Source organism: Streptomyces alfalfae (assembly GCF_004127445.1).
GTDB lineage: Bacteria > Actinomycetota > Actinomycetes > Streptomycetales > Streptomycetaceae > Streptomyces > Streptomyces alfalfae.
In genome coordinates, this window is sequence record NZ_QEXM01000038.1 from 264666 (window position 1) to 279202 (window position 14537).

11 protein-coding genes are annotated in these 14537 nt (G+C 73.7%); 3 read left to right on the top strand and 8 right to left on the bottom strand.

Annotated elements, in window-relative coordinates:
* Positions 1–20 precede the first annotated feature (20 nt).
* From DCW30_RS17665 to abc-f, 5 genes are all read right to left on the bottom strand, one after another.
* Positions 21–2855, bottom strand: coding sequence for an AfsR/SARP family transcriptional regulator (locus DCW30_RS17665; RefSeq protein WP_076687738.1), 2835 nt, complete (start codon positions 2853–2855; stop codon positions 21–23).
* 277 nt (positions 2856–3132) lie between these two features.
* Entirely contained in the window at positions 3133–4734 is a 1602-nt protein-coding gene (locus tag DCW30_RS17670; RefSeq protein ID WP_076687739.1) for a hypothetical protein, read from the bottom strand.
* A gap of 128 nt (positions 4735–4862) precedes the next feature.
* On the bottom strand, positions 4863–5057 hold the full coding sequence (locus tag DCW30_RS17675; protein WP_076687740.1) for a hypothetical protein: 195 nt from the start codon (positions 5055–5057) through the stop codon (positions 4863–4865).
* 139 nt (positions 5058–5196) lie between these two features.
* Positions 5197–5850: a CatB-related O-acetyltransferase gene (locus DCW30_RS17680; RefSeq protein ID WP_076687741.1), complete on the bottom strand. Its 654-nt coding sequence runs from the start codon at positions 5848–5850 to the stop codon at positions 5197–5199.
* 35 nt (positions 5851–5885) lie between these two features.
* The gene (gene abc-f / locus DCW30_RS17685; protein ID WP_198501668.1) at positions 5886–7478 is read right to left on the bottom strand and encodes a ribosomal protection-like ABC-F family protein; all 1593 of its coding nucleotides are present in this window, start codon (positions 7476–7478) and stop codon (positions 5886–5888) included.
* Between the two features lie 153 nt (positions 7479–7631).
* Here abc-f and DCW30_RS17690 point away from each other — a divergent pair, with 153 nt between their 5' ends.
* Positions 7632–8324: a TetR/AcrR family transcriptional regulator gene (locus tag DCW30_RS17690; protein ID WP_076687743.1), complete on the top strand. Its 693-nt coding sequence runs from the start codon at positions 7632–7634 to the stop codon at positions 8322–8324.
* A gap of 16 nt (positions 8325–8340) precedes the next feature.
* Here the strand turns inward: DCW30_RS17690 and DCW30_RS37920 are convergent, their stop codons facing one another.
* Positions 8341–9669: a fibronectin type III domain-containing protein gene (locus DCW30_RS37920; RefSeq protein ID WP_076687744.1), complete on the bottom strand. Its 1329-nt coding sequence runs from the start codon at positions 9667–9669 to the stop codon at positions 8341–8343.
* 251 nt (positions 9670–9920) lie between these two features.
* Between DCW30_RS37920 and DCW30_RS17700 the strand changes: the two genes are divergently transcribed.
* The gene (locus DCW30_RS17700) at positions 9921–10502 is read left to right on the top strand and encodes a helix-turn-helix domain-containing protein (RefSeq protein WP_076689730.1); all 582 of its coding nucleotides are present in this window, start codon (positions 9921–9923) and stop codon (positions 10500–10502) included.
* Between the two features lie 3 nt (positions 10503–10505).
* Here DCW30_RS17700 and DCW30_RS17705 read toward each other — a convergent pair whose 3' ends face one another.
* Both DCW30_RS17705 and DCW30_RS17710 read right to left on the bottom strand, forming a co-directional pair.
* Entirely contained in the window at positions 10506–11570 is a 1065-nt protein-coding gene (locus tag DCW30_RS17705; RefSeq protein ID WP_076687745.1) for an SMP-30/gluconolactonase/LRE family protein, read from the bottom strand.
* A gap of 71 nt (positions 11571–11641) precedes the next feature.
* Entirely contained in the window at positions 11642–12487 is an 846-nt protein-coding gene (locus DCW30_RS17710; RefSeq protein WP_103557557.1) for an SDR family NAD(P)-dependent oxidoreductase, read from the bottom strand.
* Between the two features lie 177 nt (positions 12488–12664).
* Between DCW30_RS17710 and DCW30_RS17715 the strand changes: the two genes are divergently transcribed.
* Complete coding sequence (locus tag DCW30_RS17715) at positions 12665–14476, top strand: flavin-containing monooxygenase (RefSeq protein WP_076687746.1); 1812 nt, start codon at positions 12665–12667, stop codon at positions 14474–14476.
* Positions 14477–14537 lie beyond the last annotated feature (61 nt).

Genomic DNA, 14537 nt, shown 5'->3' on the forward strand with positions numbered 1-14537 from the left:
CCTGCCGCGGAGCGGCGGATTCAGCGCGAGGGGTCGGCGGGACGGGCCGGGGACGCCAGCCGGGCCGTCATGTGCTGCTCCTCGGCCGTCCGCCGCTGGTCGCGGTAGAGGTCGCGCGCGTTCGTCCACGCCTTGCGGGCGCCGTGCCGGTCGTCGCGCTCGGCGCGGACGTCCCCGAGCTTCGCCCACGTGTCGGCCTCGCGGTTGGCATTGCCGATGGCCTGGAAGTGCCTGAGCGCCTGCTCGTAGGCGTGCAGGGCCCGTTCGGTCCTGCCGGTGCGCCACATGATGTGGGCCAGGGTGTCCCAGGTGGCCGCCTGGCCCTCCCCGTCCCGGTGGTGCTTGAGCAGCGGCAGCGCCTTCAGGCAGTGCTCCTCGCCGCTCGTGTAACGCCCCAGGCGGGCCAGCGCCCACCCCGTGCCGTTGAGGGTGTTGGCCTCGCCGACCTGGTCGCCGAGGCGCCGGTAGCCGTCGAGCGCTTCCGCGAAGTGGGGGAGGGAGCTCTCGTGGGCGTCCCTGCGGACGTGCACCTCGGCGAGCGCGTGGTGGGTGCGGGTGAGCCCGGCGAGATCGCCCTGGGCGGCGAAACGCGACAGAGCCTGCTCCAGATGCGGCAGCGCGTCCTCGTACCGCCCGGCCTGGGCCAGCGCGACCGCGAGCCGCAGGCGGGTGTGGGCCGCCAGGCGCGGGTCGTCCAGCGCCGCCGCCGCGTCCAGCGCCGCGGACCAGGCCTCGATGCTCTCGGTGAACAGCCCGCGCCGCCAGCGGAACGTGTGCAGCGACCACGTCAGCCGGCACACCTCGGCGTGCCACCGCCGGCGCCGCGCGTACGCCGTGATCTCCCGCAGGCACGGGTACTCCGCCTCGAACCAGGCCAGGGCGCTCTCGGCGTCGTCGAAGGCCGGCGGCTCGGCCTTCGGCCGGTGCGCGGGGAGGGGGTCGTCGGCGGTGCGGTGGGGGTCGAGGGCCTGGTGTGCCGCGTGGGCATTGCTGACGTAGAAGTCGGCCAGGCGGCGCACCGTTTCGTCGCGGGACCCGGCGGGCAGTTCCGCCGCCTGCTCCTCGGCGTACAGCCTGACCAGGTCGTGCATGTGGTAGCGCCCGGGGCGGTGTCGGCGCACCAGGCAGGCTTCCTCCAGGACGCGCAGGACCCGGCGTGTCCGGGTCGGTGAGAGGTCGAGGAGACGGGCGAGCGCCAGGAGGCCGAGGTCCAGGTGCGGCGCCAGCCCGAGCAGGCGGAAGGCCCGTGCCGCTTCCGGCTCCAGTGCCTGGTGGGACGAGGCGAACAGTATGCGCAGGTTGGTGGAGACCTCACCGGCGTCCAGGGCGTCGAGGCGCGTGCGCGGGTCCCGCAGCTCCCGGGCGAGCTGGTGCAGCGCGGGCGCGGGAAGGCCGACCGCGTGCGCGGCGGCGATGTCCAGGGCGAGCGGCAGCCCGGCGCAGGAGCGGACGATGTCGCGCAGCGCGGGTTCGGTCTCGGTACGGGCGCTGCCGACGCGCCGCGCGAAGAGCCGGGCCGACTCCGCGGCGGGCAGCACCGCCAGGTCCACCGAACCGGCGCCCCACCGCACCTTCAGGGTGCTCAGCCGGTTCCTGCTGGTGACCAGGGTCAGGCAGCCCGGCGTCGCGGGCAGCAGCGGCAGGACCTGGTCGCTGTCCCTGGCGTTGTCGAGCAGGACGAGCATCCGGCGCTCGGCCATGAGGGTGCGGTAGAGGGCGGCGCGCCCCTCGGTGTCCGGCGGGATCTCCCGGTCGACGGCGCCCAGGGCCACGAGGAACGCGTGCAGCACGTCACCGGGCGCGGTGGGTGGTGTGCCCGGGCTGAAACCGTGCAGTTGGGCGTAGAGCTGGCCGTCGGGGAACGCGTCGAGGTGTGTGTGGGCCCACTGAAGGGCGAGCCACGTCTTGCCGACCCCGCCCATGCCGCCGATGACGGAGACGGCCGGCGCGTCGTGGCCGGGGCTCGCTTCGGTGTGCCGGTCGAGCAGGGCCAGCGTGTCGTCGCGGCCGATGAAACCCGTGGGGCGCGCGGGCAGTTGACGCGGGATGCGGGTGGGCTGCCGGGTGGCCGTGGACGGCGCCGGGGCGGGTGGTGCGGCGGGGGCGAGCAGCAGATCGCCGGACGAGACCAGCATCCGCTGGTGCAGTTCCTGGAGCCGGGGGCCGGGGTCGACACCCAACGCCTCGGCGAGCTGCCCGCGCAGTTCCTCGTAGGCGGTGAGGGCGGCGGCGTGCCGACCGCTGCGGTACAGGGCCAGGATGTGCTGGTGGGCGACGCGCTCGTCCAGGGGATGCTCGGAGGCGAGCGCCGTCAGCGCGGGCACGAGATCGGCGTGGCGTCCCTCGTCGAGCAGCAGCTCGTGGTGTTCGAGCCGCACCCGCAGGTGCTCGGCCTCCAAGGAACCCCGGTAGGCGTCCAGCCAGTCGGAGGTGAGCCCCGCGAACGGCCTGCCCCGCCATAGGGCGAGCGCCTCCTCGTACCGCCCCTTCGCCTCCTCCGCACTCGCGCCACGCGCCTGATCGGCCAGCGAACGGAACCGTGCCAGGTCTACGAGGCTCTCGTCGGCCCGGAGCGTGTACCCGGCGGACGAGCGCACGAGGTCCCATTCCTCCTGGTGCGGCAGGGTCGCCCGCAGGGCCCGCAGCCGGGAGATGTAGCTGTAGAGCGTGGCGGAGGCGCGCGGCGGGGGCGCCGTGCCCCAGACCCGGTCGATCAGGGTGTCCAGGGACAGCGGCCGGTTGACCTCGGTCATCAGCAGTGCGAGCACGCAGCGCTGGCGTGGGGAACCGGGGACGACGTCCGATCCGCCGGAGCGGATGACCACATCGCCCAGGAGCGCGAACCGGATACTCATGCGGCTCCTTCGTGCTCTGCTGCCCCGCCGCTCGGTGAACGCTCAGCGACCCGTGCCCACGGCCGCGGCCCGCTGACTCTGTCCTTGCAAGAAAATAGCAAGGTGGCTGCGAGACACATATGGCAGTTTGGTCCCAAGGACGTACCAACGGAGGGTGCGTGGCCATCGCGGGTGACCGTTGATGCCTCGCACGCTCCATGCCTCCCCGTCGGCGCGTCGGCTCTTCACCCACGGGGGTGGTGGAGAGCCGGCGTGCCGGCACCGCCGACATGGCGCGTCAGGCGCCGCCCGAACCGGTCCCGCTCGCTGCTTCGGTCCCGGTCCCGGCCGGGACGGGGCAGCCGAGGGGGAGGACCCGCTCACTCAAGCCGCCCATGAGGTGGGTGTCGGTCAGTGAGACGTCCGAGAACCACTCGGCGGCCGTCAACTGCTCCACCAGCGCGCCGATCTCACTCGTGTCGACGGCGCACAGCGCGGCCAGGGCATCGAGACCGAGGCCCCGGCCGACGGCGCCGAGCCGGCCGTCGGCGCTGCTGTGGGCGGCACAGGCGAGCGCGAGCAGCCGCCCGGCGGCGGGCAGCTTCTTCTTGCGCAACGTCCGTTCGCCCAAGGTCTTCTGGGCCCACCCGGACAGCTTGGCCCGCGTCGTCTTGCCCAGGCCGAGCACTCCGCTGACGCCGTCGGGGGCGAGGAGCGAGTCCACGCCGACCCGGGTGGGGTTGTCGGAACCGGAGGCCAGCAGATCGCTCACGGTCCCCGGCAGCCGCAGCCAGCCCGCGTCGACGAGGCTCTGGAGGACCTGTTCCGGATCGGTCAGGGGCCAGCCCTTCACATCGAGGCCGGTGACGTTGCCGCTGCCGCCGCACGCGGAACGCAGGGTCAGCATCAGCACCACCAGGCGCGCCTCCGGGCCGGGCACCGGCGCGTGGTCCCGGGCGTGGGCGAGGACGGCACGCGCGTGTTCCCACTGGTTGGGTCCGGTCAGGAGCCGTGTGACGCCCGAAGCGCCCTCGCCGGTGCGCTGCGCGTGCTGGGCGAGGGCGGTCGCCGCGGCCTGTTCGGCACGCCGCGCCTCGGCGCGCAGGCTCCCGTCACCCGTCACGTCGGCCCACGTGGTGAAGGCGCGCGCCTTGCGTTCGTGCAGCTCCGCGAGTCCGGCCAGATCGGGTTCGGCGGCACTCTGGTAGGCCCGGAAGGCGTCGCCGAGCTCGATGAGCTCGTCGCGCAGGACCGTCGGCCGGAGGTCGTGGGGCACATGGCGTTGCGCGATCTTCCCCGACCGCTTCGGCGTGCGGGGCCCGGCCGCGGCGGCGCGCGGCGCGGGCAGCCGGTCGCCGCCGGCCGGAGCACCGCCGGAGGCGGCAGCCGGCGAGGGCGCGGAGAAGAGGGGAGCACCGGCCCCGACCCCCGGGACACCGGCAGGCACGGGGGTCTCGTCCACCGCGCCGACCGGGGCCGCCTCGGGGGCGGTGGCCACCACACGGGCGGCGGGGTGGACCGCCGCGCAGCGCGCGCAGCACTCCCAGGCCCGCCACCAGCGCCCCATGGGGTCGGTGAGCACGGCCAGCACGACCGCGCCGCCGCACCGCCAGACCGGTCCCGCGGAGCCCCGGCCCCCGCTCTCGGCGTGGCCCTGGCAGCCGGCGGCACGGCAGGCGCACGCCGCCTCCCTCCGTGGGCCACCGGCGGCCCGCAGGTGCGCCCTCAGATGCGCGGCGGCGAAGGTCCGCCCCTGAGCGGCCGAGTCCAGGCGCTGCGGGGTGCAGGCCGCGCGGCTGCAGTCGACCTTCACCGCCGTGAGACCGCGCCCCGCGGCATCCAGACGGACCGTCCACACCCGCGCCGCCACCTGCTCGCCCGCCGCATGTGCCTCTGCCATGAACTGCCCCTTCCCGCGTCACCGAGGGCCCGGATCCGCTGGCGTCATCATCTGCCACCGGCGGTCGCGGATCGCGCAATGAACGCGGGCCACGCCGCGTCCCGGGGAGCGAATGGCTGGTCACGGAGTCAACTGCCCGGTCCCGCCGCCGCGCCGTCCGCAGGCTGCGGCTCCACCGCCCTTCCCGGCACCAGGACGGCGAGGGTGCTGCGGGCTTCCCGGCGCAGCGTGCCGCGCCGGGCGAAGGTCGCGGTGAGAGCGAGGATCGAGACCGTGCTCCCGTAGAACACGGCGGCGATCGTGGAGAGGAGCCCGACCGTCATCGGGCACGCACCTTTCTTCCCCCGTCCGGCTCGCCCGGCTCATGGCGCGGGACGAGCGCTGATGCGTTTCCCTTTCACCATACGCGTGCTGTCAACGCCGCCCGTACGGCGCTCCGTTGGCCCTCCGGGCTGCGATGCGTCACTCGTGCGCGGCGTCGGGCGCGGCGGCCTCCAAGTCGGCGACGCCGCCCGACATGATCGTCCGTACGTGCTCGGTGATGTGCTCGGCGGGCCAGTCCCACCAGGCCACCGCCAGCAGCCGGGCGACGTCGTCGGGCTCGTACCGGGTGCGGATGAGGCGGGCCGGATTGCCGCCGACGACGCCGTAATCCGGTACGTCGCCGGTGACCACCGAGCCGGCGCCGATGATCGCGCCGTGGCCGATCCGCACACCGGGCATGACGGTCGCTCCGTGGCCGAACCACACGTCGTTGCCGACGACGGTGTCCCCTCGGCCGGGCAGCCCGGTGAGCAGGTCGAAGTGTTCGGACCACGAGCCGCCCATGGTGGGGAAGGGGAAGGTCGAGGGGCCGTCCATGCGGTGGTTGGCGCCGTTCATGAGGAAGCGCACGCCTGTGCCCAGCGCACAGAACTTGCCGATGAGCAGCCTCTCCGGCCCGTAGTGGTACAGCACGTTGCGCGTCTCGAACGCGGTCGCGTCGTCCGGGTCGTCGTAGTACGAGAACTCCCCGACCTCGATCAGCGGCGAGGTGACCAGTGGTTTGAGCAGCACCACGCGCGGCTGCTCGGGCATGGGGTGGAGCACGGTGGGGTCGGCGGGAACAGCGGGCATGACGGGTCGTTGCCTTTCCAGGGGGCGTCGCGAACTCAGGAGAGGGCCAGGTGGGTGCCCTGCCAGCGGCGGCGCAGTCGGCGGTCGTGGCTGACGATGACGAGGGCGCCGTGGTATCCGGCGAGCGCCGTCTCCAGCTCCTCGACGAGGGCGGGGGAGAGGTGGTTGGTGGGTTCGTCGAGCAGCAGGACGTCGGTCGGCTCGCCGAGCAGCCGCGCCAGGGCGAGCCGTTGCAGCTGACCCGTGGACAGCCTGCCGACCGGCACCGCGAACTGGTCGCGGTCGAACAGGCCGAGCGCGAGGAGCTGTTCCGCGTGCTCCTCCGCGTCGCCCGCCCGGCCACGGCCGAAGGCGGCGAGGACACTCTCGTGCGGCTCCCCGGGGCGCGGCTCCTGGGGGAGGTGGCCGATCCTGCCGTGGCGGACGACGCCGCCGCTGTCGGGTGTGACGCGCCCGGCCAGCACGCCGAGCAGGGTGCTCTTGCCCGCTCCGTTCGGCCCCGTGATCAGCAGGCGTTGGCCCGCCTTCACGGTGAGGCTCGTACGGTCGAGCCGGTCGGTGACCGCGACGTCCGTGGCGTCGAGCACGACGCCCTGGAGACGGCCCGAGCGCAGGACGGGGGTGAAGCGCAGCGGCTCCGGCGGCGGCGGGACCGGGTCGGCGAGCATGCGGCGCAGCCGTTCCTCGGCGTTGCGCACGCGGCTGGCCAGCGACTGCTGCACCCGCCCGCCCGCGCGGTCGTACGCCATCTTGTTGCCGTCCTTCATCGCCCGGCCGGGGGCCACCTGGCGGGCGGTGGTCGCGGCGGCCTCGCGGAGCCGGTCGACGTCGGTCCGCCACTGGTCGTACGCCTGGGCCCAGCGCTGCCGGGCGGCGGCCTTCTCGGCGAGGTAGCCGGCGTAGCCGTTGCCGTACCGGACGACGTGGCGACGGTCGGCGTCGACCTCCAGCAGGGTGGTGGCGACCCGTTCGAGGAAGACGCGGTCGTGGGAGACCGCCACTGTGGTGCCCCGCCGGGCGCGCAGGTGTTCCTCCAGCCAGTTCAGGGCGGCGTCGTCGAGGTGGTTGGTGGGTTCGTCGAGCAGCAGCACCTCCGGTGCGGCCGCCAGGACGGCCGCGAGGCGGAGCCGGACCTGTTCTCCGCCGGAGAGTGTGCCGACGGTGCGGTGGCGGTCCACCAGTCCCAGCCCGAGGCCGTGCAGGGCGCGCTCCACCCGGGCGTCGGCGTCATAGCCGCCGCGCAGCTCGAAGACCGTGAGCAGTTCGCCGTACTCCGTCATGCCGGACTCGTCGCCCTCGGCCATCGCGGCCTCCAGGCGGCGCATGCGCCGCTCGACGGTGCGCAGATCGCTCAGCGCGCGGTCGACGATCTGCTGGACGGTCGCCGCCGTGGGCAGTCGCTCGTCCTGAGCGAGATAGCCGACGCCGCCGGCGGCATGGACGACGATCTCGCCCTGGTCGGGCCGCTCACGGCCGGCGAGCAGGCGCAGCAGGGTCGTCTTGCCCGAGCCGTTCTCGCCGATGATCCCGGTGCGCTCGCCCGCGCTGAGCGAGCAGGTCACGGAGTCAAGGACGAGCCTGCCGTCGAAGGACTTGCTGACGTCGAGCGCGGTGATCTGAGTGGGCATACGCGGACTCCAAAGCATTCGAGGACGAGGCGGCGGAAAGGGGCCGCGGGGCCGGGCGAACGCTTCGAAGGAACATCGATCACTCCACTAGTGCGACAACTGATGCATTAAGATGGTGCCATACCGCCGTCCCCTGAGCAACGGATTACCGAGATGCCATCCGAAGCCCCCGGACCGGGACCGGAAGACCCCCGTCCGACGCCCTCCCGCGAACAGGCGTCCGCACCGCCCCCCGGGCCGACGCGACGCCGGCCCGGGGGCCGCACGGCCCGTATCCGTACGCAGGTGCTCGACGCGGTCCTCGCGGAACTCGGCGAACACGGTTATGACGGGCTCACCATGGACGCCGTCGCCGCCCGCGCGGACGTGCACCGCACCACGGTGTACCGACGCTGGGGAGACGTCGGCGGCCTCCTCGCCGACGTGCTCGACGCGGCGACCGCCGACGACTGGCAGCCGCCGGACACCGGCTCACTGGAGAGCGATCTGACGCTGCTGAACCAGGAGATCCAGGACGCCCTGCTCGCCGAGCCGCCGATCGTCGCGGCCCTGATCGCCGCCTCGTTCCGCTCCGAGAAGGCCGCCGACGCCCAGCGCCGGCTCTGGGACGACCGGTACGCGCGCTGCGAGATCACCGTCAGCCGGGCCGTGCGACGCGGCGAACTCCCGCCGGGCACCGACGCCCGCCGCCTGCTCATCGCCGCCACCGCGCCCATGTACCACCAGCTCCTGCTCCTGCACACGCCGCCCGACCCGCACCTGCCGGGCCGGGCGGCCAGGACCGCCGCGCTCGCGGCGGTCGCCGGAGCCTTCACGGAGCCTCCGCCGGCGGAGGGTGACGGCTGACCGAGCCCCCCGTCTGTCAGGAGGTCGGCGTGGCGGACACCTCCGGGGAGAGGGCGGACTCCAGTCCGTCCTCATTGAGGGCGGCGACGGCATAGTAGTACTTGGTGCCGCCGGTCAGGCCCCGGTCGACGTACTCCGTACCGCTCGTGACCTCGGTGAACTGCGTGTTCTCCTTGGTGAGGTGAGGGCTCGTGGAGCGGTACACGCGGTAGCCCGTCACACGGGACTCGTCGCTGCCGTACGGGACGGCGGACCAGCCGAGCCGCACGCTGCCCGCACCCGGTGCGACGTCGTGGACGTACGTGGCGCCCGGCGGCCGGGGCTCCGTGTACGTCGGCCTGACCGACGCGGAGGCGGGCGAGCGGACGGAGTGCTGGGACGTGGCGACGACCGCGTAGGAGTAGTCCCGGCCGTCCTCGCCGACGGTGGCGGTGTACTCCTTGCCCGCCGTGGTGGCCAGGCGGTTGGCCGGGTCGGATGTGTCGACCGGGGAGGTCTTGGAGCGGTAGACGGTGTACGAGGAGACCGGGACGTACGGACTCTGCGACCACGACAGCGTGAGCCGCTTGCCCACCAGCCGGGCGCTGCCGACAGAGGGGGCCTTGGGCGCCGTTGCGGCGGTGACGGTCCTGGTGCCGGTCACGGAGTTCGACGCCTCGGACTCGTTCCCGACGGCGTCGACACCCCGCACCTCGTACGAGTACGTCAGACCCGGCTCGCCCTTCGTGTCACGGAAGGTCAGCGAGGTCGTCGAACCGACCTTGACGCGTGGGGCGCTCGGGGACTCGGCGCGGTACAGCATGTACTTCACCGAGTCCGAGTCGCCGGTGCGCCACGTCAGCGTCACCCCGCGCTCGTCCTGCCGGGCGCGGGTGAGGTCCCGCGGCGCGAAGGGGGCGACAGTGTCCCGTGTGCCCCGCAGGGACTCGGTGTAGGGCGAGACGTGCCCGGCGCCGTCCAGGGCGCGGACCTTGTAGGCGTACGCGACGTCGGGGTCGGCGGAGTCGTCGGCGTAGGAGCCGGTGGGCACGGTGGCGAGCAGTTCGAAAGGCCCGACCTCGTCAGGTCCGGTCCCCTCGGCCTCCGCGCGGTGCACCTCATAGGCGGTGGCCGCGGAGAGGGTGCTCCAGGAGAGAGCGACCGCCTCGCGCCCGGAGTCGACGCGGAAGCCTTCGGGCGCGTCGTACAGGGGGTTCTCCGGCTGGTCCGGGTCGTCTGCGCGGGCGGCGGAGCCGGGGGTCGTGGCGGGCGCGGCGGCATGGGCGGTGCCGGTGAGCCCGAGGGCGAGGACGACAGCCGCCGCGGAGGCGACGGCTGCGGGTCTGAGATGACGGCGTCGAGACACGGCTGGCGTTCCCTTTCCGGTGAACCACGTACGGGCGTACGGGGATACGGGATGCAGTCGTGGGGGGAGGTGCTGCTGCTGTGCGGTTGTATCGCTGTGCTGGTGGTACGGCAGTGCTGTTGTGCTGCTCAGGCGTTGTGCTGTGCTGCTGTTGCGCTGCGGGGGGCAAGGCACTGTAGCCGTCCATGGCCCTGCGAGGGGAGGCGGCGCGCGCCGCGGCCGGCGCAGAGGGGGCGTACTACCCTTGCGGCGTGATCGACCCCACCGAGCCCGAGGGCCCGCGCCCGGCCAACCAGGGGCGGCGGGTCGCGGCCCGCAACCGCGCCGCCCTCATCGCCGCCGCCCGCGAGGTCTTCGCCGAACAGGGCCTGGAGGCTCCGCTCTCGGCGGTCGCCCGCCGGGCCGGAGTGGGGCAGGGCAGTCTCTACCGGCACTTCGCCGACCGCGTGGCGCTGGCCTCCGCCGTCCTGGACGAGAACGTCCGGCAGATCGAGGAGGCCGCCGCCGAGCCCGACGCGAGTCTCGCGAGCGTCCTCGGCGTGATCACCTGGCATCTGACCCGCTCGACGGCGTTCGTCGACACCTTGCGGATACGAGGCGACGACGCACTCGCCCACGCGCTGGCCGGGCGCGTCAGCGGCGCCCTGTCCGGGTGCCTGCCGCCGGGCCACCGCCTGTCCACCGGCGACGTCATGCTCGCCGTCGCGATGGTCTCCGGAGCCGTCACCGGCCCCACCGTCGCCGTCCGCGAGCGGCGCGCGCTCGCGGCCTGGAGCCTGCTCGGCGTCGAGGTGGGGCCGCTGCGGCCGGTCGAGACGGCCGTCGAGGAGTGACCGTCAGCCGCCGTTGGACTGCCGGATTCCCCTGCCCGGTGCGGTGAACGCGAAGACGTGTCCACCGGCGGGTCCGCTGACCGTCATGTACGCCTTCGTGCCGCCCGGCGTGATGGCGACGTTGGTCGCCGACTCAAGGCCCTCGACCGCCTTCGCGGGTATCTCGACGGTGGCCAGGCGCTCCCCGTCCGGGCTGTAGACGGCCATGGCCGGGCGGCCGTGCAGCGCCTGGTAGAGGTTGCCGTCGGCGTCCACGGCGATGGAGTCCGTCTGGGCCACTCCGGCGTTGACGTGGATGGCCTCGTGCTGGGAGGTCACGGCGGTTTTGCCGGCGTCGAGCCGCAGGTAGGAGATGGTGTTCTCGGCGAGTTCGCTGATCCACAGGCCGCGCAGCGCGGGATCGAACACGACGCCGTTGGGGTGGGCGAGCCCGTCGGCCAGGACGGTCGCCTTCGCGCCGTCGCGGTCGATGCGCACGATGCGGCCGGTGGCCTCGCCGGGCTTCATGCCGTGCAGATCGCTGACATACAGGTCGCCTTCGTCGTCGAACGCGATGTCGTCGAGGTTCATGGGGGAGCCGTCGACCTCACCGGAGAAGAAGGTGCGCCGGTCCGAACCGTCGGGCTCGATGCTGACGACCGACCCGTGGTAGTCGCTCAGATAGAGGCGGCCGTCGTACGGACTGCGCTGCGCGGAGGTGTAGGCGCCGGTGTTGTCGGTGTAGACGCCCTTGTGCCTGCCGGTGGCCGGGTCGACGGAGATGACCTTGGGCTTGCCTGCGGGCGCGGTGACGTCCACGACGTACAGGTCGCCGTCCTCGTCGAGGAGCGGCCCCTCAAGGAGGGTCTGGCCGGTGGCCTCGTGCGGGTCGGTCACGTGCGCGACCTGGGTCGCCCGGATGCTCCTGCCCTCGCCCGCAGGTGCGGCACGCGGGGTGGCGGGGGCGGCGGTCTCGGTGCCGCAGCCGGTCAGGGCCAGCAGGCCGACGGCGGCAACGGCCGCCAGGGCGGCGCGGGGACGGGGGCGGGGTGTGCGGTCCGCGGGCAGGGGGCTCGGGTCCGTGGGCATCGGGTTCGGGGCTCCTCTTCTGTCGTCCGGGCGGGGCAGGGCGTGCTGGTGAGCGGCGGCAGGGGCTCGGCCTAGGCGGCCGACCAGCCGCCGTCGGAGGGCAGGACGGCGCCGTTGATGTTCACCGCGTCCCTGCTGAGCAGGAAGGTGATCGAGGCGGCCAGTTCCTCCGCCCTGGCGAGGCCGGGGATCGCCACCCGCATCTTCGCGGTGCGCGCCGAGCCGTAAGGGGCGGCGGCGGGGCGGGGGATGCCGGTGGCGACCGCGCCCGGCGCGACCGCGTTGACCTGCACGCCCGTACCCGCGTACTGGTAGGCGGACGACACCGTCAGACCGACCAGTGCGTGCTTGGAGGCCGTGTAGGCGGCACCGGCCGCGGATCCGCGCAGGGCCGCCTCGGAGACGATGTTGACGATCCGGCCGCCGCCGGCGGCGAGCATGCCGGGCGCCACGGCGCGCATCAGCCGCATCGGTCCTTCGACGTTGACGCGCATGACGCGTGACCAGGTCCTGTCGTCGACCTCGTGCACGGCGGCGTCGTCGTCCATCACACCCGCGACGTTGGCCAGGGCGTGCACCCGGCCGCCCGCGGCGGCCATGACCGCGTCGGCGGCCGCGGACTCGGTGACGTCCGCGGTGACGGGGGCCACCGCGGCTCCCAGTTCGGCGGTCAGGGCCGCGAGCCCGTCGGCGGAGACGTCGACGGCGACCACGCGGCCGCCTTCGCGCACGACGCGGGAGGCGACGGCCTTGCCGATGCCGGAGGCGGCGCCCGTGACCACGACGGTCTGGCCGTCGAAGCGGCCGGTCGTGACCCGCTCGGTCCATGGCTCGGGGGCGCCGCCCCCGACGCCCGGGGCGGGCTCTGATTCCGGAATCCGGTCGCGCTGCGGGGAGTTGGGGGTGGAATTCGACATCGGGGGGCCTCTCGCTCGGGGTGCGGGGCCGAATCAGGGGCGTCGGCCGCATCCAACCGGACAACATTGTCCGGTTGGTGGGTTACGGTACCTGGAACCGCGCGGGACGCCCCGGCGAGGGGCGCCGAAACGCCTGCGCGGAGTCGGATGACCTCCCCCACGAGAGGACTTCGCACCATGCCGCTGCCGCAGTGCGACAACCCGCCCACCCCGCAGGAGACCGCGGTCCTGCGCGAGCGCTACCGGACCGAGCGGGAACGCCGCGTACGCCCCGACGGTCCGCGCCAGTACCGCCCCACCGCGGCCGAGTTCGGCTACTTCGCCGCGGACCCGTACGCCGGTGAGGCGCCGGAGCGCGAGCCCCTGCGCGACGTGGTGGACGTCGCCGTCATCGGCGGCGGGTTCGGCGGCATCCTGGCGGGCGCGCGGCTGCGCGAGCAGGGCGTGGCGAAGGTGCGCGTCATCGACAAGGGCGGCGACTTCGGTGGCACCTGGTACTGGAACCGCTACCCGGGCGTCCACTGCGACATCGAGTCGCACGTCTACCTGCCGCTCCTCGACGAGACCGGCTTCGTGCCCGAGTGGAAGTACTCCCCGGGCGAGGAGATCCGCCGGCACGCGGTGCGCATCGCCGAACAGTTCTCCCTGTACGAGCACGCGCTGTTCTCCACCGCCGTCACCTCCCTGACCTGGGACGAGGCGGCCCAGCAGTGGCTGGTCGCCACCGACAGGGGCGACGCGTTCCTGGCCACCTACGTCATCACCGCCACCGGCACGCTCTCGGAGCCCAAACTGCCCGGCATCCCCGGCATCGAGGACTACCGGGGCCACACCTTCCACACCTCCCGCTGGGACTACGCCTACACCGGCGGCAGCCCCGAGGGCGGCATGACGGGCCTCGCGGGCAAGCGGGTCGGCGTCGTCGGCACCGGCGCCACCGGGGTGCAGGTCATCCCAATGCTCGCCGAAGACGCCGGACACCTGTACGTCTTCCAGCGCACCCCCTCCGCCGTGGACGTGCGCGGCCAGCAGCGCATGACGCCGCGGCAGGTCGGCGCGGACCGGCCGGGCTGGGCCGCCGAGCGCCGCGAGAACTTCCTGCGCATCTGCTCGGGGGAGCCCGCCGACCAGGACCTCGTCGCGGACCGCTGGACCGCCTCGGCCGCGCTGTTGGAGAAGCTGCTGCCCAGCTTCCGTCGTGACGGCGAGCCGGACTTCGAGACCGCCTACGAGGCCGCCGACCACGCCACGATGAACACCATCCGCACCCGCGTCGCCGCCGAGGTCACCGACCGGGCCACCGCGGAGGCCCTCAAGCCCTGGTACCGGTACGCGTGCAAGCGCCCCACGTTCTCCGACAAGTACCTGCCCGTGTTCAACCGCCCTGACGTCACCCTCGTGGACACGGCCGACACCCACGGCGTCGAGCGCATGACGGAACGCGGCGTCGTCGTGGGCGGGGTGGAGTACGAGGTCGACTGCCTGGTGTTCGCCACCGGGTTCTCCGTGGGCGTCTCCGGCATCACTTCGGGACAGTTGCCGGTGACCGGACGCGACGGCGTACGGCTCCTGGACGAACTGGCGCGCCGGGGCCCACGCACCCTGCACGGCTTCACCGGCAACGGCTTCCCGAACCTGATCCGCATGGGCGCGCTGCAGAACGCCAGCAGCGTGAACTACACGCACATCCTCGACGAGCAGGCCGTACACGCCGCGGCGCTGGTCGCCGCCGCGGAGGCCGAGGGAGCCCTGGTGGAACCCACTCCGGAGGCCGAGGACGCCTGGATCGAGGTCTGCGCGGGCGTGCCGGACCACGCCTGGTTCCACGCCGAGTGCACCCCCGGCTACTACAATCGCGAGGGCCGGGGCCGTCCGAACGGCCCCACGGCGTACCCGCACAGTGCCGTCGCCTTCCACGAACTCCTGCGCCGCTGGCGGGCGGAGAGCATGGAGGAGGCACTGCGGCCCAAGGCGGTCACCGCGGACTGAGGGCCGGTGGCCTGATCCCGGGCCGTCCCGGCCGTGCCGCGGTCGCGCGCGGCCGGGCGAC

Excerpts from the sequence above, each read along its gene's own strand:
- DCW30_RS17665 (WP_076687738.1), bottom strand. The coding sequence starts at position 2,855 with ATGAGTATCCGGTTCGCGCTCCTGGGCGATGTGGTCATCCGCTCCGGC.
- DCW30_RS17670 (WP_076687739.1), bottom strand. The coding sequence starts at position 4,734 with ATGGCAGAGGCACATGCGGCGGGCGAGCAGGTGGCGGCGCGGGTGTGG.
- DCW30_RS17675 (WP_076687740.1), bottom strand. The coding sequence starts at position 5,057 with ATGACGGTCGGGCTCCTCTCCACGATCGCCGCCGTGTTCTACGGGAGC.
- DCW30_RS17680 (WP_076687741.1), bottom strand. The coding sequence starts at position 5,850 with ATGCCCGCTGTTCCCGCCGACCCCACCGTGCTCCACCCCATGCCCGAG.
- abc-f (WP_198501668.1), bottom strand. The coding sequence starts at position 7,478 with ATGCCCACTCAGATCACCGCGCTCGACGTCAGCAAGTCCTTCGACGGC.
- DCW30_RS17690 (WP_076687743.1), top strand. The coding sequence starts at position 7,632 with ATGCCATCCGAAGCCCCCGGACCGGGACCGGAAGACCCCCGTCCGACG.
- DCW30_RS17705 (WP_076687745.1), bottom strand. The coding sequence starts at position 11,570 with ATGCCCACGGACCCGAGCCCCCTGCCCGCGGACCGCACACCCCGCCCC.
- DCW30_RS17710 (WP_103557557.1), bottom strand. The coding sequence starts at position 12,487 with ATGTCGAATTCCACCCCCAACTCCCCGCAGCGCGACCGGATTCCGGAA.
- DCW30_RS17715 (WP_076687746.1), top strand. The coding sequence starts at position 12,665 with ATGCCGCTGCCGCAGTGCGACAACCCGCCCACCCCGCAGGAGACCGCG.